We start from the raw sequence: 20,232 nt of genomic DNA, 5'->3' as shown, positions 1-20,232 counted from the left end.
TGATGTTAAGTTTTAGTATTTCTAGTTGTAAATTGATGCCATATAGAAGCGATTTTGATTGCCCGCTGCCCCAAGGACTAAAATGTAAATCATTATATGAGGTAAATAAAATGGCTGATTTTGATATGTTTAATCCAAATAATAATAATGATAAGCCTAATTTTAAATCGAGAGGCTCTGCTAGATGCTCTGGAAGGTATAATAATGACATCAGGAATTGATAAAGATTTTGATCGGGCAAGACTATCTAAACATTTTGTTTATGAATCATATGATAAGGAGAGTAGTTTGTTTTTTAATAGAGCTTCAGTAGGATTTGTACTACTTGGTTGGCCGTTAGTTGGAACAAGCTTGCAAGCTCAAGGAGAGATAGCTGAATTTTTAAAAAGTGATGAGAATTTACCGGCAGGAAGTAGTTTTCAAATATTGATGATTGGCTCTGATCATATAAGAGAATATCTAGATAACTGGCAATTACATAGAAAAGGTACAATCTTTAMTGAGCTTAGTAGTAGAAGAGTAAAGTTTCTAGAGCAAAAAGCAAAGGAAGAGGGAAATATCAAAGATGTAGTTTTATTAATTTCAGTCACTATTCCGACGCTGACGATTGATATTAATGAGATGATACGAAGAAGAGAAGTGCTGCAAGATACATTTAAATCAATTGGCCTTACTACTTACAATGTTGAGGCAACATTGCTATTAAAATTTGTCCGTTTAATATTTGGCTGGAGGGAAGAAGAACATCCTGAACTTAACCCTTATGAAATATTATCTGAGCAGATTTTACCTAGTAATTTTTCTTTATATGATAAGGAAGATTATGTAGGTCTTAATGACAATCAAATATTTATCGCTCTAGAGGCAGGAAAAAGACCTTATGAGTGGCGATTATCAGCAATGGATTTGTTTTTAGGTAATGAGCTAAGACGAGATGAATATATTAGAGCAAATTTTTTAATTCATTTTGGTTTGCAGATTATACCAAATCAATTAGTTGCAAAAACAGCAGCAATTACCAAAAGAGAAGCTTTAGAGAGAAATATTAATGCTGGGATTGGTAAATTCTTTCCTAATCTGCAACTAGAAGCACAAGATTTAGCAGGAGCAGTAGCGTGCTTACAAAATGGTGATAGAGTAGTAAATATCCACTTAAATGTCATTATGTGGGATCAGAAGAATAAAGCCAAACAAGCAGCATCACAGTTTTGCTCACAGCTTCGTCGAAGTGGTTGGTATTTTGTTCCTTGTAAATATGATCATTTAGCGGTGGTACTTGCTAGTTTACCGATGCAGTTAGTTGAAGCAGCACCAAATTCTTTCACAAACAAGTTTAAAGGAATATTGTCCCATAAAATAGCAGGAATTGGCGTAGCATTATCAAATCTTGGTAGAGGCATAAGGACTATTGCCTCAGAAAGTAAGGTGTTACTGCCTATCATTGGTGAATGGAAATGGTAAGGCAAAATTATCGTTAAGCTCAGATATAGTAGTAATTGAAACTGATCATCTTCGTAGTAGCCCGGCATTACTTGCAGTAATTGTACAAATCATGATTGTTCATATTAACCAAGCAATGGTTAAAGGTGATAGGAAGCGTCCCTTTCTAATCATGATTGATGAAGCATGGAAATTACTATCTGGCAAGAGATCTGGAGAATTTATTGAAGAAGCAGGTAGAATTGCAAGAAAATACAACGGCTCAATAACCCTTGCTACTCAGCAATTAACTGATTACTTCAGGGAAGCAGGATCAGCTGCTGAAAAAGCCTTTGAGAACTCATCACATAAAGTTATTCTTAAGCAAAATCCTGAGAGCTTTAAAGCAATGAGAGCAAACCCCAAACTTGCAGGTTTTGTCGATGAAGATTGGAAACTAAATTTACTGCAATCAATTCATTCAAATCCACCGCATTATAGTGAAGCAGTGATTTATGGACCAAGTGTTCATGGAGTTGTGGCAAGATTAATGTTAGATCCATTTACTCTAATGCTGACCTCTACTAATGCTAGGGATTACCAAGCCATAGAAGATAGGATGAATTGGGGAATGAGCGTTACAGATGCCATCAATAATATACTGGACGAGAGAGGCTTGGTTTAAAGTTTTATGGGAAAATATGATTTGGGGTATTTAGATCTAAAAATTATTGCCATCAGTTATATTATTCTATTTTTAGTTATATTACAGGTAAGTAATGTTAATGCAATTAGTACAGTGACAGATAGAAATGCTAAAGTAAAAATTAAAGATTATGAAGTCAGAGGCCATGTATTTCCAATTATTGAAGAGTCATTATTAGAGGTCATTATGGCTAAACTTCAAACTGTAAAACACAATGGCGTTTTAGAGAAAATGCAGGAAGAATTTAAAAATAAAGTACAGCAAAAAATCTCTAGACCAACTGCTATCTTAGCTTTAGCAAAAGCAAGCATAAACCGAAATTGGCACTATGATCCGAGCTTTATACAAAAGACAGATATAAAAGATCAAGCGGGGAACATCATAGTAAAAGCTGGCACAAATGTAAATCCTTTAGAGAAAATAAGCTGGGGAGAACCATTAATATTTATTGATGGAGATGATGAGCAGCAGGTTAAGTGGTCTAAATCACAAATAGGAAAATTAGTACTTACTAAAGGAAACCCTATAGAGCTTGGGCAAGAATTAAACAAGCAAATATTTTTTGATCAAGGTGGCGTGTTTACTACTCGTTTTAAAATAAAAGCAGTGCCAGCTGTAATAGAGCAAGAAGGGATTTTATTAAAAATTAGTGAAATAAAGATTAATTGAAATGTCATAGTATTTAAGTAAAAAATTAAGGTGTGAATAAACACTGATAAAATCCGGAGGTAATCTATGAAAAAGTGGCAATTATCAGAAGCAAAGCAAAATTTAGAAAAGATAATAGATCATGTATTACAAGGTAAGGTGCATGCAATAGTAAAATCTAGTGGAGAAGTAGTATATCTAATCGCCGGTGAGAAAAATAATATGATAGCAGAGCAAGCAAAGTTAGGTTGTCAAGCAAATACAGATTTAATAACTTCTGAAATATACAAGTAATAATGAAGTTAATAATGTTTATTATAATTATTTTGCTTGGTAATTATAGTTATGCATCAATTGGCTGCGTTGGCAGATTTGTTAATCCCATAACTGATGTTTGCTGGAAATGTTTATTTCCAATTACTATTGGAGGGATAAAAATTGTATCAAGTTCTATTGCTGATACTAATAACCCAAGGCAAATTGTTTGTTTTTGCCCTAAGCCTTCGATTCCGATACCAGTTCCCGGTATTCCAATTGGATTTTGGGAGCCGGTAAGACTGGTAGATGTAACTAAATCCCCTATGTGCATGGTAAGTCTTGGAGGCATTAATCTTGGAACTAGCATGCAAAAAGGTGTTTGGTATATCTATCCGGTTATTTACTGGCTTGAAATATTACTTAATTTTGCCTGTTTAGAGATGTCACAAGTAGATATCGCATATTTAACTGAATTTGATCCATTATGGGGAGATGATAACAAGGCTGCTATATTAAATCCTGAAAGTTTATTATTTGGAAGTATTGCAGCTCAATCGGCTTGCATAGCTGATTGCATTAGCTGTAGTTCTGGTAATCTCTCAAATGATAAGATGTTTTGGTGCGGGGGATGTCAAGGTTCTCTTTATCCCTTTACCGGTACAACTAGCTCTCATAATGGCGGAGTTGGATCTTCTGCATTAATAGTAGCTAAATTTATGGCTAAGTTACATAGGGAATTGTTACTCTGGGGTTATATGGGGAGTGGCGGATTATGTTCTAAATATCCAATGCCAATAATCAAAAAGAGCCAATATAGACTGCAGATGACTTATCCTATACCAGAGGTGCATTCTTGTAAAAAAATTGGTGAGACTGAAATTACCTGGCAGCAGGGAAGAGAATTTCCTGTTAAAGGTGAAGATTTTGGTTATTTGATTTGGAGGAAAAGAGCCTGCTGCCTCTTTTAAGGCTATAATGATATGACAAGATACAGAAAAATATGCAATTTAACCTAAAAACAATAATTTTAACTTGTTTACTAATATTAGGTAGCACAAGTGCTTTGGCACAACCAGAAGTATTGTTACATAATATAGTACAACCTAAATTAGAGACTAAAACATATAATCAAATCTACATTTTTGTCTCATTTTCAATGCCTGATTCAGCATTAAAGAGTTATTATATTGAAGCAGAACAAGCAGGAGCAAGACTTGTAATGCAAGGTCTAAAAAATAATTCTTTTTTAGAAACTAAAGCAAAAGCTGATGAAATTAATATTAGTTTTGATATTGATCCCAATCTATTTGAGGAATATCAAATTACTTCTGTACCAGCAATAATAGTGAATAGTGAAGGCAAGGGAGTAAAAAGACTAACTGGTCACATATCATTACATGATGCTTTAGAAATTATGAACAAAGAAAATTCATGAGGTTCACGTTTTTATCAATGATTATTGTATTGTTCAGTTTTAATGCAATTGCTAACATTCAAGATAGTTATAATAGAGCTAAACAATATGAAAATAGTATCAGGCTTGGCAATCCTGATCAAATGGGCAATAAAGTAATATTTGATAAAGACGCAGATATTTCAAATTTAAGTAATATGAGTGATCAAGATTTAACAAAGCAAGGCGGTCAAATGTTAAATAATAGTTCAGCAGGTCAATTACTACAACAAAGTGAGCTTAAAAAAATAGATGCTTCTCAAGAATATGACATTAATCCTAAAAACCCTTTGATTATTAATTCAGTTAAAATTGAGGCAGATCCTTTAAGACATACAGAAGGAGATAGTTTTTCTAATAGTGAAACAATTACCAAAACAAAAATTGCTAAGAGTTGTATTGAAGGGGTAGATTTTACGGTTGATATAATGAGGAAGCTATATTTAGAAACAGAATTAATAGATAAATGGGGAGCATGGCAAGATAGAACTATTGATATATCTGGAGAGGAGATATGTAGGTTACATTACCACTTGCTATATCCGGTTTATTGGAAAAAGAAACGATATGGTATGCATATGCGTAGTGATATTAACACTCAAAATGAAGTAAGAAGTATTATTGCCCAAAAGCTAGGAGTAAATTTAGAACAAATTAGTGAAGAAATTGGCATTAATCCAAAGGGAAGCGGAAATTTAACGGAATGTAGAAGACATGAAGTGAAGTGGGATAAATATAATTTTAAATATAGATTTAGAGAAAAGGAAAAAGAATTTAAGGAAAAAGGAGAATATTGGCTTTTTTATCCAGAAGAATTAGAATCATTAATAGAGCATAATGAATATCATGAGCTAGGTACGGTATGTTTAGAAAGAGGAGAGAAGATATTTTATGATCAATATCGGGTTAATCGTCCATGCTTTCGAGAGCAAATTAAATATCAATGTAGTAGCGAGCCAAAAGATGGGTGTCATCATTTAAAGAAGCAAGGTTGTGAATTAAAAAGTAGTAACTGTATTAAGCAAGCCTCTAGTATATGTTTGCAGTGGAGTCGAAATTATAGCTGTTACATTGAGAAAAAGAACTCAGCTCTTCTCTTGCTGGAGCTCAAATGTTTTGTTTAGGAGGGGATTGTCATACTGCAACTATTGTGCCTAATACTGATATGGGGAATGTTGGGTATCTTGCAATGTTAAATGAAATGAAAAAAGATATGCAAACAAATCCGATTATGGTTTTTAAAGGTACAAGTGATAGTTGTCGTAAAACAAATATTGGTAATTTTCTTAATTGTTGTTCTGGATTCAAAGGTTGGGGTAAGGATTTAGGATTAAGTAGGTGCAGTGCAGAAGAAAAAGCTTTAGCCTTAAAAAGAGCAAAAGGTCAGTGCTACTATGTTGGTACATATTGTGCTAAGAAAGATAAGGTATTTAAGACATGTATTACTAAGAAATCTACTTATTGTTGTTTTAATTCAAAACTTGCACGAGTATTTCAGGAACAAGGCAAAAAAACAATTATCTATTAGTTTTGGTACAGCACAACATGCTAATTGCAGGGGTTTTACAGTAGAAGAGCTGCAAAGAATAGATTTTTCTAAATTTGATTTAGAGGAGTTATTTAGCGATTTACTTGATCATGCTAAAAGTAAAATGCATAAGAATTTTCCGCAGCAACTAAAAAACCAGATGACTATAATGCAACAATAAAGGTTTAATAATAATCATACTGATTCAAATTTATCCTATTAAAATGATGAAGTGGCTGGTAAACATAACAAATAAATCATTACTAGCCATTACATTACTAGTAATTAATTTATTGTTATTAATCAATGATTGGTCAAATCATGCATTTGCTGGTACTATGGAGTTAGATAGTAGTAATAAAAATGAAATGATCAGGTTTAATGTAAATAATCACTTTTGGCAACAACCTCAAGGGTTTTGTGGTATAACGAGGATCATGCTTACAAGCCAGAAATATTAAAATTTTCTCAAGATAAAAAAAAGCAAGAGCCAGAACTTGAGCCTTATGATGAAAGGATAGACGCTTTAAAGAAGGAATTTAATAGAGCACAGCACAAAGCCTTAGATGATCCTACTCTTGAAAATGTTATTATTGCTCAAAGGTTACATAAACAAATTTTAGAAAAATCACATAAATTTGCTACCATGTGGTAACTAGCAACGATATTAGATTACAAGCTAGTAAACATGGATGAACCAGTAAATTCCTTACATAAAAAATTATATGAAGTAAGGCAAGAAGAAGAAAACAGCAAAAAACTAAGATTGTTAGCTAAGGATTGGGGATTAATTCTGCAAGTAAATCAAGGATATGAGTATTGTCATGCATTTACTCCCATTGTACTAGAATTTGCCAATAAATATAAATTTCAGCTGTTATTGGTCTCCAATGATGGAAAAAATTTTGAACATATAAAAACTACTAGGGATACTGGGTTGCTCAGTCGTCTTAATCCTACAAATCTTGTTCCGGTATTGTATTTAGTGGATAGCAGTGGCAAACAAATATATCCAGTTGCAAGAGGAATTATTAATGAAGATAAAATTGCTGAAAATATTTTATTGATAGTGCAGTACTATAATGGACTAAAGGTTAATGATTATGATCAGTAACAATAAGTTTAGAAAAGTGATCTACATAAAGCATGTGATGTATATTCTCATGATAGTTTTATTGTTACAAGCAATAACATCTTATGCTTGGGATTTACAGGATGTATTTCAAGGCATGAGCGTTAATGTCACTAAACCTGGTGCGTATCAGACTCAAGCTGCTGGCTATTATGCGGCAGGAGGGTTATCTATCAGAACTAATAAAACATCTTTCAATCCGATTTCTATTACTCCTCCCTCGTTAAACATGAGCTGTAGCGGTATTGATTCTTATCTTGGTAGTTTTTCAATTATCTCAGGAGATGAGCTAGTCCAGCTGATGAAAAATATAGGCTCGCAAGCAAAAGCTTATGCATTTTCATTGGGCCTTAAGACCTTTGCTCCACAAATAGAAAATGCCTTAAAAGATTTAAGAAATCTTGCTATGGAAATGAATCAATTTGCTAAGGGCGATTGTGAAATGACTAAAGCTATTTTCGCTTCCATTTTGCCTAAAGATTCAGCAGTGAGAGAATCAGTTTGCAAGGATTTACAATCCAGCTCTGGCTTTGATTATTTTGCTGCCGGTAAAAAATGTCGTAGTGATTTAGAGCAGAAACAAGCTTTAGCGAATATCCAAAATAAAGATCCAGAGCTAATGCTAGATAATTATAATATTTTTATCAAGGCAGCAGAAAAAGCAGGGATTCCTGAAAATATGAGAAATGCCATTATGTCAATGACAGGAACTATTATAGTTCGAGATAATAATGTCTATTTTCTTGCGTCACTTGCTCAAGATGAAAAGAGCTGGATTGCTCATTTAAAAGGCGGTGAATCTGCCTCAATTTATAATTGTGACAATATTCATTGTTTAAATCCAGCAATAAGACGCAATATTAGTATTGCTCCAGAGCAATCATATCAAGGCAAGGCTAAAACCAAGCTGGATGAATTAAAGAGTAAACTTGCTAGTAATAACGAGTTTAGTAATGCTGATATTAGTTTTTTATCATCTATCGGGGAAGCATTTCCAGTATATGACTATATTACTTTAGAAGCAATATCAGGAGTTACTATTTTAGATAGTTCTTCAGAATTAGTTGCTAGTTACAGTTTACTGCAGCATTTAAAGGAGGTAATCTTAGAAGTACGTAAAGCAGTTACCATGCTAAAACAAAAACGAGTAGCAGATCATCATTTAACTACCTACTTAAAAGCTTTAGATCGAGTACAACTTTTTGCTCAAGAGAAATGGCGTAATATGCTAACTAGTAGCGATCAGATTGATAGAAGAGCAAGATTAATAGAACAACATTTGATCGCTAAAGAGAGGACTTAAAAGTTAATTATAAATTAAAATTAGATAAGCAAGTAGATAAGTAGGTATAAAATAAGCAAAAAAGATAAAAAAATAAAAAGAATATGACAGATTACGTAATACATACATTTGGTGGAGGAGACATATTATGGCAAGTTTTTAATGGCATAGGAAGAGTCTTTGCCTCAAATAGTGAGTATTTTACTCCGGTAGGTCAGTTTGCTTTGACAATTGGTGGAATTTGGGCAGCAACAAGAGCTATTTTTAGAGGCAATATTGGTATTTTTGCTATGGAGTGGTTTTTTCCATCCTTATTTATTTTTATCTTTTTATTTGCTCCAAAAGCAAATGTATGGCTTAAGGATGAAATATCAATGCAGGCTCCTGTTAAAATTGATAATATTCCAGTAGGTGTTGCTTTTTTTGCTTCTATATCATCAAAAATAAGTTACTCTTTATCAGAGACGTTAGAAAAGCATTTACTTCCACCTGATGAAGGGTTATCAAGCAGGAAGAACGGTATTATGTTTGGGGCAAAAGCTATTGGTAAAATCAAGGATATTCAAATAGAAGATCCAGTAACTTTAACCAACGCAAAAGAATTCTTAAGGCAATGCTTTATGAAACCATACATTATTGGCAATATTTTAGGTAAAAAAGCAGAAGCACAAAGAGCAAGTGATGTAATTGCCTTTATTGAGCAGAATATGCCTAATAATTTTGGCATTTATTATAAAGATCCAGTGAGCTCTGCTATTTCTTTTAAAACCTGTAAGCAGGTAACGCCTTTAATTAAAGCAGCTATTAATAAAGAATTAAATGATGGGTTACTAACTAAATTTGCTCATAGCATAGGATTTCAGTCTAATAGGCAAGAAATATTAGCAACTAGATTAAAAGCCATGACTGCTGATACTTTAAAATATCTGCAAAAAGAGCAAACGGATATTCATCAGTGGATGAGGCAAGCAATGCTACTAAATGCTAATCGCGAGGCTTATGATGATTTAAGAGAGAAGTTTTCGCTATCTAGAATATATCCTCAATTAGTTAGTATGAACGCAACAAGAGGATTATTTCAACAATCTTTTTCTTATCTGGTTGCAGGAGAGATGGCAGCAAATATAATGCCTATCTTACAATCAGTATTTTTTGCCTTGGTGATTTGTCTCATTTTCGTAGTATTTCCAATGTCGTTGCTGCCAGGCGGTTATACTATCTTTAAGACCTGGATAACCTTGATTATCTGGGTAACTAGCTGGTCGGTATTTTTTACTGTGATTCACTGTTTAGGAATGATTAGCCTAGCCGGTAAAGGCGTGAGTCACCTTACTGGTTTAAATATCTTATCGCAGGGAAGTTTTTCAGAAATTCTGTTGCATTAGTTTGCAACATTTCAGATGTTAGCTGCCTCAGTTCCGATGTTATCTTGGGCAGTATTAAAGGCGTGTGCCCATGCAACTACTACTTTGGTCAATCAATTTTCTCCAGTACCAGTTGCAAGTAATATTGGTACTAATATTGCTGATAATAACCTCTCTATGGATAATTACAACATCGGTAATAGAACAATTACCCAGCAAAATCTTACCCCAACTTTGCAATTAGCAGGAGGAATTATTGATGATGGGGGAATGAGAGTGATCAGTACTGATAGTGGTAGACAAGTACTGACTCAAGCAGTTGACTCACTAGTTAATAATTATCGTTCTTCTAAATTATTACAGGATAGTTATCAATCTCAGTTTATGAGCTCACAAAGTTATCTTGACTCACTCAATGATCGATACAGTGACTTAACTACTACAGGAAATTCTATGGCAACTGAAATAGGCAAAAGGTTAAGCTACGAAGAAGCAAAATCCATAGGTATTACTGATAGTGAGTATTTGGCATTGCAACAGATAAATTCAGATAGCACCTCTACTACTGAGCATACGGGCAGTAGCAATAAGAAGGGTACTAGTACTAATTCTGAGGGCAGTATAGGATTGAACACTATTTTTGGTAGTGCAAGATCAAGCGTTATATCATCTAATGATCAAGGCAAAGAGCGAGGACAATCAGTAAATCAACAACAATCATATAATGAAGCATTGTCTAAGATTCAGAGTGCTACCAAAGATGGAAGATTAGGTCATACAAATAGCGATCTGCATTCACTTAGCAATAATTTAAATAATAATTTTTCTGAGCAACAATCTGTGGGACAAGAAATAGCAAAAACCAAACAAAATATGAAGCAATTAAGCTATAATATGAATTATATATCACAAAACTCTACTGCTATCGATCGCAATTTAAACGAGCCAGTATTGAATAGCATAATTGACAAAAATATTCCTGGAGTAAGCAGTAAAGAGCAAGCAGCTATGTGGGCAAGTACTCACAACAAGAAGCAGAACAAATCGCTTTAGATATAGCCAAAATTAATAATACTATACCACAAAACTTAAATTCTAAAAGTAGCTACTATATTCCAACTAAAGAAAATTTACGTTCAGATTTTGATAAAAATACTCAAATATTAAATGACCAAGCAACTGACATAAATTATAGAAATCATGATATTGATAATCAAAGTGTAGAACAAGTGCTAATGAATAATTCAGATAATCATACAGCAGAAAAAGTCAAGACTCTTGAGCAATTATCTGATAAAGTAAAAAATAAGAGGGAACAGCTTGAAGATGAATTTAATAAAACTCCTGAATCAACGATTGTAAGAACTGGTCAAAAAATAGCAGATAATCTTGGGATTAGCGATAAGGCAAGAAAAAAAAGAAACATTAAACTACAAGGCTATAAAAATGAAAATAATTAAGAAGAAATTTATACAAAATAAAAAAAATAGCATTCATATTTATCTTACCATTAATATTTTTTAGCAGTGCTTTTGCCACTAGTATTGTTAATGAAAAACCACAACCAATAGATCCACAAAGCAAGATTCAAGATCTAAACATTTTAGCAGAAGAATATTTTAATATTGGTAGTTCTCTTTATAAATTAGGTAAATATGAAGAAGCAATAAAAAACTATGACTTAGCTATTAAACATAACCCAAATTGTGCTAAGTGCTATAACAATAAAGGAATGGTTTTAGATGATTTAAAAAAATATCAAGAAGCAATAGAAAATTATAATTTAGCAATCAAATATGATTCTAGTTTTGCAGAAGCGTATAGTAATAAAGGAAATTCTTTAAAAAAATTAAGCAAATACCGAGTAGCAATAGAAAATTATGATCTAGCTCTAAAGTATAAGCCATATTTTGCAGCAGCTTATAATAATAAAGGCAGTGTATTAAATGACTTAGGAAAATATCAGGAAGCAATAGAAAATTTTAATCTTGCTCTAAAATATAACTCAAGATATCCAGAAGCTTATTATAATAAAGGGATATCTTTAATAAACTTAGGGCAGTATCAGGAAGCAATAGAAAACTGTGATTTAGCGATTAAGTATAAACCTGATTATGCAAACGCTTATTATAATAAAGCTACGTCTTTAATGCATTTAGGAAAATATCAAGAATCAATTGAAAGTTTTGACTTAGCTATCAAATATAAGCTTGATGATGAAGCAACATACAATTTGAAAGGCTATACATTAAGTATATTAGGTAAGCACCAAGAAGCTATTGAAAATTATGATTTAGCCATTAATCATAAACCAAATTATGCAGCGGCATATTGTAACAAAGGTACATCTTTGAGAAAATTAGGTAAACATAAAGATGCAATGAGCAATTATGACCTAGCTATTAAGCATCAAGCTGATTATGCTGAAAGTTATTTTGAAAAAGGTATTGTTTTAGTTAATTTAGGTAAACACAAAGAAGCTACAAAGAACTTTAACTTGGCTCTTAAATATAGACCTAATCTTATAGAGGAATATGAAAGAGCAATTAAAGGTCTAAGGAAATTAGGTAATGATCTGATGGCTAATGAGTTTGAGAAAAAATTAAAGATAATGCAAGATAATTTGTAATTCTATGCAACCACAAAATCAAAATAATTTTACTCGTGGTTCACAAATCTTTGCTCATCAGCTACGAATGTTTAGTCAAGGAAGTATCAATGCTTTAACAGTTGCTTTGGTATTTACCATAGTTTGGTTAATGTGGCGTACATATCAGAAATTATCCTTAGTAAGCTTATATTATTTTATTATAGAGAGATATGCGGAGTTAAAACTTGCTATAGGAGAACATTTTTATCCTATAGATCAAATAGGTATTAAATTCTATTATTTAGAGCAAAAAGCTTGGGTTTACCGTAATGCTGAAGAATTTGTTCATAAATTTTGGCATGTTACACCGCATTCACATAATATCAATCAATTTGGGCAATTTTTATTGCATTCAGCTTGGCAAGAAGGTATTATTACTTTTACTATTGGTCTGTTTACTGCTATCATCTTTTTTATGTATCGAGGTAAAAAAGCTGTTATCCAAGATAAGATTAGGGGAGCAGATTTTGTGGAAGCTAAAACTTTAGCAAAAATGCTTTATAAAAACAAACAAGCTGCTAACATTTGCTTTTCTGGATTACCATTAGTTAAAGATAGTGAAAGGAGACATATTCTTATTACCGGTACTACAGGTAGTGGTAAAACTAACATGTTAAATGAGCTGTTACCTCAGATTAGAAAAGAGTATGGTAAAGCAATTATTGTTGATTTAACAGGTAGCTTTACTGATCGATTTTTTGATCCAAAATGTGATAAGATACTTAATCCTTTGCAAGAGGGTACAGAGCATTGGTTACCGTGGAATGATTGTCATGAAATTTGGGATTATAATGATATAGCAAGTAGTTTTAGCAATTATAATCCAAAATTAGATGATTTTTTTGCTAAAAGTGCTGAGTTAGTATTAGCTGAAGGATTAAGATTATATCAGGATAGTAAAGACATCAAAAAGCTTGTAAATACTATTCTTTATGCAAATAATAAAGAATTTGTTAGGATCTTTAAAAACAGTGCAGTAGCCGGTATAATTAGCAGTAGTGCACCTGAGACTTCCTCAGGTATTCAAGCAACTATTAGTAAAAATATTGAAGTGTTGCAATATTTAAAGCCTAAAGGTAATTTTAGTATTAGAAAGTGGTTTATTGCGGACAAAGGTTGGTTATTTATAACTAGTACTCCTAACCAAAGAGTAATGCTACGACCACTTATTGCTGCATGGATTAGCATAGCAATAAAAGCATTAATGCATAGGAATATCAATAATACTCATAGTAATATGTGGTTTGTAATTGATGAGCTGCCAGCTTTACAAAAGATATCTTCACTCCCTACAGCTTTAGCTGAAAGCAGGAAATATGGTGGCTGCGTTGTTGCAGGCATGCAGAATATTAATCAATTAGAGGAGATATATGGCCATGCAGGAGCAGCTTCAATGCTTGATTTATTTGGCAGTAAATTTATTTTTCGAGTGAGTGATCAGCAGACAGCACATAAATCAGCTTTAATGCTTGGTGAGCAAGAAATTATTGAAACTCAAGAGAATCTCTCTTATGGTGCTAACTCCATGCGTGATGGAGTAAATATGCATAACTTAGAGAAAAGGAAATTATTAGTAATGCCATCTGAAATTATGAATCTACCAGATCTTACCTGTTTCTCCATTTGCCCAATTTTGTAAATTAGTATCACAAAGTATAGCAAATTGATTTAAAGCCATGGCCCAATTCTTAATAGGCATTGTCCATTTTTTAGAAGCATTTGTCAATGCTAAAAAGATTATTTTCTGAATCGATTTATCATCTGGAAATACCCCCTTATTTTTTATAATTTTACGAATTTGACGGTTAGTTGATTCAATAGCATTAGTAGTGTAAATCGCCTTTCTAATGTCTTCCGGAAAGCTAAAGAACGGAGCTATTCCAGACCAATTTCTCTGCCATATATCAAAAATAACTGGATATTTTTCATCCCATTTTTTAGCAAAATTTTGTAATTCTCTTAATCCCTCTGCTTCATTTATTGCAGAATAAACTGCCTTTAAATCAGCTGTTACCAATTTTAAATCTTTATATGATACGTATTTTACAGAGTTTCTTACCATATGAACAATACACAGTTGTACTGTGGTTTTTGGGAAAATGCTATTTATTGCTTCTGGAAAACCTTTAAGACCATCAACACACGCAACATATATTTGTTCTACACCACGATTCTTCAGTTCTGTTACTACTTGCATCCAAAATTTAGATCCTTCATTCTTGCCTATCCAAATACCTAATAGTTCCTTCTTGCCTTCTATATTCACGCCAATAGCTAGATAAACTGCTTTATTTATTATTATATGATTGTCTCTTGCCTTAACATGAATACAATCTACATTATAGGATATACACTATCAAGTGCTCTATTCTGCCACGCAGTAACTTCCTCTAAAATGCCATCAGTTACCTTTGATATTAACTCAGATGATACTTTGGTGGCATATAGTTCTTCTAAGTGCCCTTGTATTTCTCGAATAGTCATTCCCCTAGCATATAAAGATATTACTTTATCATCAAATCCTTCAAATCTCCTTACTCCTTTTGGAATTAGTTGAGGTTCAAATTCTCCTTCCCGATCCCTTGGCACTTCTACTATCAATTTACGACCCTCGGAATCTATTAGAGTCTTTTCATAATTGCCATTACGTCTATTATCTGACTCCTTGGTATTCTTAGAATGCTTCTCATAACCTATATGAGATTCCATTTCTTTTTCTAAAATCTTATTTACTATCTGCTTTTTAATTTCCTGAAATATTCCTTCTTTGCCAAATATCTCAGATGGATCACTTTGTGATAGTATTTCTGATACTACTTTTTCTATAGTCGGATTTGATACTTTACTCTTATTCTTCATATTAGCCTCATGTAAGTTGTTTTAATTAATTTTATTCTTAACTATTTTTATAACTTACACAAACTTTCTGACACCCCCGTAAAAAACTTTTTCACCATAACATCTTTCTCCTTTTGGGCTCCAGCCATGTTCTCGACACGCATTATCTTCTATTCCTGATTCATCCAAAAACACTAGTTTATCTTTGTCTATGGTGGTTATCTTTTCTATAAACTCATTTCTTAATTTATGATTTCTTTTGGGATGAAGAAAAGTTTTTTTATAGCTGTAACCAACTTTTCTAATCATGTTTATTATAGTTCTTGCTGACACTTTACTAGGATACAAGATGGCTAGCTCTCGACTGCTTTTATCTTTATTAGATTCCAAAAATTTTTTAAATCCTTCCATATCTGTTATTTTATGACTATGCCCTTTTTGATAGCCAGTTTTTAATTGAACATCTCCTGTTTCTTTCTTTAATTTCTTCCAATCATATATTACTTTACGGCTGATATTAAATACTTGACTTGCTTCTATTATTCTTTTCCCTGACTCAATATATTGAATCACTCCCTTTCTTAAATCATATGAATATGGACTTGGCATAACTATTTTCTAATTACTTTACCATATCCTTTTATTAATATCACTATCTTAATTGCCTATGCTATATATCAGCTATAACCTGTAACCATTTAGGTAAAAGCCCTAAATAATATGATTGATCTATAGAACGGCTTTTATAATCATATTATAGCCGTAATGCTGAACTCTATTTTAGTCCCGAAACAATTATTTGGTCATCAAAAAGACTAAGTTGACTCATAATTTAAATCCCCAAGTAGCAAATTTAGAATAGTTCTCAATTGCACTTTCATTTTAATTAGAGCTTTGTTGCATGGATTATTCAAGGTGTTTGATATCATTCCGTGCGTAAAGGTAAGAGAATAAAATACACTGATGGGGAAATAGGGGAAGTAAAAATAGTAAAAGATTTCTTACCACATCCTAGAGAACTGTTATTAAAAGATGATTCTGTAAAAGTAACCATTTCTTTAAGTAAAGAGAGCGTAGAATTTTTTAAATCAGAAGCAGCAACTGCACATGTTCCTTATCAAAAAATGATTAGGATTTTACTAGATAAATATACTAAGCACTATAAAGAAAATAAAAGGGCATAATACTATAAACTGAGCTGGCGGATAGGGTGGGATTCGAACCCACGGTACGGTTGCCCGTACGCCAGTTTTCAAGACTAGTGCCTTAAACCGCTCGGCCACCTATCCAAGAAGATTCATACCAAATAATCCTATATATTTCAAGGGAAATCTTGCAATATATAAATTTAAATTACAAATCCGAATTGTTCTTTCACTTCGTTAACCGTTTCAGAAGCTCTAATTCTTGCTTTTTCTGCTCCTTTGTGCAGTATTTTTAATAAATATTCTTTATCATTCATTAATTCTAAATATTTATCACGTATCGGTTGTAGATTTGTAATAATAATTTCTGCCAAATCTTCTTTAAATTTTGCAAAACCTTGGTTTTGATAATTATCGATTATTTTTTCTAAGCTTTCTTCGGATAAACTTCTATAAATATCTAATAAATTACTAATTTCCGGTCTTGTTTCTTTATCATAGCTAACAAAGCTTAAATGATCGGTTTTAGCTTTTTTTATTTTTTGATGAATAAGATCATTATCGTCTTTTAAATTGATACGGGAAAAATCCGAAATATCAGATTTACTCATTTTCTTTAATCCATCCCGTAAACTCATGATTCTTGTACCTGTTTCACTAATTAAAATATCCGGGACTTTTAGAATTTCTTTATCAAATCTCCTATTTATCACACCTGCAATATCTCTTGTTAGCTCTAAATGCTGCTTCTGATCCTCGCCTACAGGCACCATATCGGCTTTATATATTAAGATATCCGCTGCCATAAGTACCGGATAGGAAAATAGCCCAAGGCAAACCTTTTCTTGATCGCTACCTGCTTTATCTTTAAATTGCATCATTCGCTTTAACCATCCAAGTGGTGTAACACAATTTAGTAGCCAAGCAAGTTCAGTATGCTCTTTCACCATACTTTGGGCAAAAATCGTTACTTTGTCGGGGTTAAGCCCTGCTGCTAAATAAACAGCAAGACCCCCCATAATTGAATTATTAAGTTCTGATGGCTTAATATTAACAGTGATAGCATGCAAATCTGCTAAGAAGAAAAAACAATTATATTCTTCCTGTATTTTAACCCAGTTTCTAATTGAACCTAAATAGTTACCGAGATGTAAAGAACCGGTTGCTTGCACACCGGAAAGAACAGTTTTTTTCATTTAATACCTTTTTATTTTACTCATTGTAAAATTATGTTATAAATACCATTTTAATTAATATAATTATCTTAATAATTATGCTCTGGCGTTTAAGAATTTTATCATTTTACGGATTATTATCGTTATTTACATTTATTTTTTTTCTTATATGTTACATACCCGTAACATTTTTCAATGTCAACTATCAAATAAGATATAGAATTGCCATTATCTTTTCTTATGCTTTTGTATGGCTTGCAAAAATTTGTTGCGGTTTAAAATATGAAGTAGAGGGGCTTGAGAAATTACCGGAAACAATCTCAATAGTCGTATCTAATCACCAATCCTTTTGGGATCAAATGTTTATGCAGTTGATTATTCCTAAACATTCTTGGGTATTAAAGCGTGAATTATTTAATATACCCTTGCTTGGTTGGGGACTTCGGATGGTTAAACCTATTGCGGTTGACCGTGGTACTAATAGCTCGGTTGCTCAGATTTTAAGAGAAGGTCAGGAAAAAATAAAAGAAGGATTATGGTTAATAATATTTCCGGAATCAACTAAAGTTCCGCCTGATAGAACGGTGAAATTTAAGCCAAGTGCCGTAAAGCTTGCTTCAATTACTAAAGTTCCAATTGTAATGATGGCTCATAATGCCGGTTTATTTTGGCCTAGAGGGTTTTGGTTTAAGCAGCCTGGAACTATAAAGGTAAAGATTATAGGTGTAATAGAAAAAGAAGAAATAGAACAAACTGACGTACGTATACTTAATGACAAGGTTGAGCAAATTATTAACAGTGAAAAGCAAAAATTATTAAATTAATATTAGGTTTTAAAAATAATTAGTATTATCATAAAATTACAACTTAGTTCTTATGGAGGTATTTATGGTAAGTACAGCACCGTTAAAATTAATTGCGGTTATCGATAGTAAACAAATAATGCTTTATGACGCTCAAGGAGTTAAAATTACTACTAATAAACCTTTAAAATTATCTTTAGATTTAGAGGAACATCACCACCATAGAGAAAAAAGACAAAGCCCTTACCAAAATAAATCTACCCCAGGATCACTTTTTGAGCCGCATACTTCGCTAAAAGATATAGAACATAAAGAAGCAGCAAGGAGCGTTATTAAACATTTAGAGAAAGTAACTACTGCTGATCAAGCTAAATATAAGGAGTTGATTATTGTAGCAGAACCGCAAATGCTTGGATGTGTTAGACAAGAACTTAAAAACGGTCTAAAAAAGATGATTACTAAAGAAATTGCTAAGGATTTAGTGCAACATAGCGTAGATGCATAGTTCAAAAGAAAATTTTTCTTATGTCGAACGAGCAGTATTTTCTTAGATCATCTTTATATGTCATTCCCGCGAAAGCGGGAATCCAGCAAAACCTATAAAAAACTTGTTTTTTATAGGTTTATTTTGTCAATTGATGTGTAATTTTTGTACTAGTATTAAGGTTATTTTTTTGGATTCCCGCTTTCGCAGGAATGACATAGAAGTCGTACAACAAGGTTTTTAGTCGCTTGCAATGATGATACAAATTAGATACCTAACTTATTAAACATTTCTTTTATATTATTTGAGATAGTTAAACCAATTTGCTTATCTGTATCCTCAAAAGTTTTTATAGTCTTTTCATTAAGAATCTTAATATGTGGTTTAAAAGGCAAACTGCCGCTATTTATACATTGATTTAGGAATATCCTCTTAGGATATATGGCAGTATGCGTCAATACAATCATATTTTAATTAAGAATAGTTGCACTAATAAGAAAAAGTGGTAAAATATCATATCGAACAAATTAAATATTATGAATAATTATGCCGCAAATTTATTTTAACGGTCCGGAAGGACGAATTGAAGGAAGATATGCAAAAGCTACCTCACCTAATGCTCCTATTGCATTAGTTCTTCATCCTCATCCTTTATATGAGGGTAATATGAATAATAAAGTAGTTTATAATGCCTATAAGATTTTAGCAGATAACGGTTATACCGTCTTACGTATTAATTTTAGAGGAGTAGGGGGATCGCAAGGTAAATTTGATAACGGAGTCGGTGAAGTTGTTGATGCGGGGGCAGCTCTCGACTGGTTACAGCAGAATAACCCAAATGCTCAGTCTAATCTGATATTAGGATTTTCGTTCGGAGCATGGATAGCTATGCAACTTGTAATGCGACGTCCGGAAATAAATCATTTTATTGCTATTTCGCCACCGATTAATACAATTCATAAATATGATTTTTCATTCCTTTCACCTTGTCCTATCCCAGGATTTATATTACAGGGAGATAATGATAGTATAGTATCGGCAGATGATGTAAAAGACCTAGCAAATAGATTATCTAAGCAACAATCCCATATTAAAGTTGATTATAAAATTATCAATGGGGCTGACCATTTCTTTCGTTATAAAACTGAAGAATTTTCTAAAGCAATAAATGATTATTTAATAACAATCCAATCTAATTATCATCACCATAATAATAATGTAAATGAAGAAATTAGTAAGAGCCAAAAGAAACTATTTTTATATTAGTTTTTGTTGTGTGGTTCGGCTTATCTGTCATTGCGAGCAGCCGTAGGCTGCACGGCAATCTCATGAAATAATAACAAACTC

Annotated in this window: 16 protein-coding genes, 1 tRNA gene and 4 pseudogenes; 16 read left to right on the top strand and 5 right to left on the bottom strand. The window is 32.5% G+C overall.

Annotation, left to right across the window (positions count from 1 at the left end; translation table 11 throughout):
* Positions 1 to 204: 204 nt before the first annotated feature.
* The 12 genes and pseudogenes from REIS_RS03580 (at position 205) to REIS_RS03530 (ending at position 14,079) form a co-directional block, all read left to right on the top strand.
* A pseudogene (locus REIS_RS03580) lies at positions 205 to 2,104 on the top strand (TraC family protein).
* Between the two features lie 6 nt (positions 2,105 to 2,110).
* Positions 2,111 to 2,794, top strand: a complete 684-nt coding sequence (gene traW / locus REIS_RS03575) for a type-F conjugative transfer system protein TraW (protein ID WP_008579893.1) — start codon at positions 2,111 to 2,113, stop codon at positions 2,792 to 2,794.
* 66 nt (positions 2,795 to 2,860) lie between these two features.
* Positions 2,861 to 3,067 (top strand): type II toxin-antitoxin system prevent-host-death family antitoxin, encoded by a 207-nt coding sequence (locus REIS_RS03570; RefSeq protein WP_008579892.1) that lies wholly within the window; start codon positions 2,861 to 2,863, stop codon positions 3,065 to 3,067.
* A 2-nt stretch (positions 3,068 to 3,069) separates the two neighbouring features.
* A complete protein-coding gene (locus REIS_RS03565; protein WP_008579891.1) occupies positions 3,070 to 3,999 on the top strand; it encodes a TraU family protein in 930 nt (309 codons plus the stop codon).
* A 32-nt stretch (positions 4,000 to 4,031) separates the two neighbouring features.
* Positions 4,032 to 4,466: a type-F conjugative transfer system pilin assembly protein TrbC gene (gene trbC, locus REIS_RS03560; protein ID WP_008579890.1), complete on the top strand. Its 435-nt coding sequence runs from the start codon at positions 4,032 to 4,034 to the stop codon at positions 4,464 to 4,466.
* Between the two features lie 17 nt (positions 4,467 to 4,483).
* Positions 4,484 to 5,608, top strand: coding sequence for a conjugal transfer protein TraN (gene traN / locus REIS_RS17095; protein WP_371256135.1), 1,125 nt, complete (start codon positions 4,484 to 4,486; stop codon positions 5,606 to 5,608).
* Positions 5,596 to 6,012, top strand: coding sequence for a conjugal transfer protein TraN (traN, locus tag REIS_RS17090; RefSeq protein WP_371256134.1), 417 nt, complete (start codon positions 5,596 to 5,598; stop codon positions 6,010 to 6,012). Before traN (REIS_RS17095) ends, traN (REIS_RS17090) begins: the two co-directional genes overlap by 13 nt.
* 224 nt (positions 6,013 to 6,236) lie before the next feature.
* Positions 6,237 to 7,126: pseudogene (locus tag REIS_RS03550) on the top strand (conjugal transfer protein TraF).
* Positions 7,116 to 8,447 carry a conjugal transfer protein TraH gene (locus tag REIS_RS03545; RefSeq protein ID WP_008579889.1) on the top strand — a complete coding sequence of 444 codons (1,332 nt, stop codon included), beginning with the start codon at positions 7,116 to 7,118 and terminating at the stop codon, positions 8,445 to 8,447. The pseudogene REIS_RS03550 and the gene REIS_RS03545 overlap by 11 nt, the downstream one beginning before the upstream one ends.
* An 83-nt stretch (positions 8,448 to 8,530) precedes the next feature.
* Positions 8,531 to 11,250 (top strand): annotated as a pseudogene (locus REIS_RS17085) (conjugal transfer protein TraG N-terminal domain-containing protein).
* Positions 11,251 to 11,267: 17 nt separating this feature from the next.
* The gene (locus tag REIS_RS03535) at positions 11,268 to 12,419 is read left to right on the top strand and encodes a tetratricopeptide repeat protein (RefSeq protein ID WP_037213956.1); all 1,152 of its coding nucleotides are present in this window, start codon (positions 11,268 to 11,270) and stop codon (positions 12,417 to 12,419) included.
* 4 nt (positions 12,420 to 12,423) lie between these two features.
* A complete protein-coding gene (locus tag REIS_RS03530; protein WP_008579887.1) occupies positions 12,424 to 14,079 on the top strand; it encodes a type IV secretion system DNA-binding domain-containing protein in 1,656 nt (551 codons plus the stop codon).
* On the opposite strand, the pseudogene REIS_RS11005 reads toward REIS_RS03530, so the two are convergent.
* Positions 14,038 to 15,299 (bottom strand): annotated as a pseudogene (locus tag REIS_RS11005) (IS256 family transposase). The gene REIS_RS03530 and the pseudogene REIS_RS11005 sit on opposite strands and share 42 nt — an antisense overlap.
* A 54-nt stretch (positions 15,300 to 15,353) precedes the next feature.
* Positions 15,354 to 15,887: an IS630 transposase-related protein gene (locus REIS_RS03515; protein WP_008579885.1), complete on the bottom strand. Its 534-nt coding sequence runs from the start codon at positions 15,885 to 15,887 to the stop codon at positions 15,354 to 15,356.
* Positions 15,888 to 16,210: 323 nt separating this feature from the next.
* Between REIS_RS03515 and REIS_RS03510 the strand changes: the two genes are divergently transcribed.
* The gene (locus REIS_RS03510) at positions 16,211 to 16,462 is read left to right on the top strand and encodes a CopG family transcriptional regulator (RefSeq protein WP_008579884.1); all 252 of its coding nucleotides are present in this window, start codon (positions 16,211 to 16,213) and stop codon (positions 16,460 to 16,462) included.
* 15 nt (positions 16,463 to 16,477) lie between these two features.
* Here the strand turns inward: REIS_RS03510 and REIS_RS03505 are convergent.
* A tRNA-Ser gene (locus tag REIS_RS03505) sits at positions 16,478 to 16,567 on the bottom strand.
* A gap of 59 nt (positions 16,568 to 16,626) precedes the next feature.
* Positions 16,627 to 17,619 (bottom strand): tryptophan--tRNA ligase, encoded by a 993-nt coding sequence (trpS, locus tag REIS_RS03500; RefSeq protein WP_008579883.1) that lies wholly within the window; start codon positions 17,617 to 17,619, stop codon positions 16,627 to 16,629.
* A 77-nt stretch (positions 17,620 to 17,696) separates the two neighbouring features.
* On the opposite strand from trpS, the gene REIS_RS03495 reads away from it, so the two are divergent.
* Together REIS_RS03495 and REIS_RS03490 are read left to right on the top strand one after the other, a co-directional pair.
* On the top strand, positions 17,697 to 18,422 hold the full coding sequence (locus REIS_RS03495) for a lysophospholipid acyltransferase family protein (protein ID WP_008579882.1): 726 nt from the start codon (positions 17,697 to 17,699) through the stop codon (positions 18,420 to 18,422).
* A 64-nt stretch (positions 18,423 to 18,486) separates the two neighbouring features.
* Positions 18,487 to 18,906 (top strand): host attachment protein, encoded by a 420-nt coding sequence (locus REIS_RS03490; protein ID WP_037213960.1) that lies wholly within the window; start codon positions 18,487 to 18,489, stop codon positions 18,904 to 18,906.
* Positions 18,907 to 19,151: 245 nt separating this feature from the next.
* Here REIS_RS03490 and REIS_RS17080 read toward each other — a convergent pair whose 3' ends face one another.
* Positions 19,152 to 19,280, bottom strand: a complete 129-nt coding sequence (locus REIS_RS17080) for a hypothetical protein (protein ID WP_037213961.1) — start codon at positions 19,278 to 19,280, stop codon at positions 19,152 to 19,154.
* A 151-nt stretch (positions 19,281 to 19,431) separates the two neighbouring features.
* Here REIS_RS17080 and REIS_RS03480 point away from each other — a divergent pair, with 151 nt between their 5' ends.
* Entirely contained in the window at positions 19,432 to 20,151 is a 720-nt protein-coding gene (locus REIS_RS03480) for an alpha/beta hydrolase (RefSeq protein WP_008579879.1), read from the top strand.
* Positions 20,152 to 20,232: the final 81 nt, after the last annotated feature.

The organism is Rickettsia endosymbiont of Ixodes scapularis (genome assembly GCF_000160735.1).
GTDB lineage: Bacteria > Pseudomonadota > Alphaproteobacteria > Rickettsiales > Rickettsiaceae > Rickettsia > Rickettsia tamurae.
This window is presented reverse-complemented; position numbering and strand designations above follow the sequence as displayed.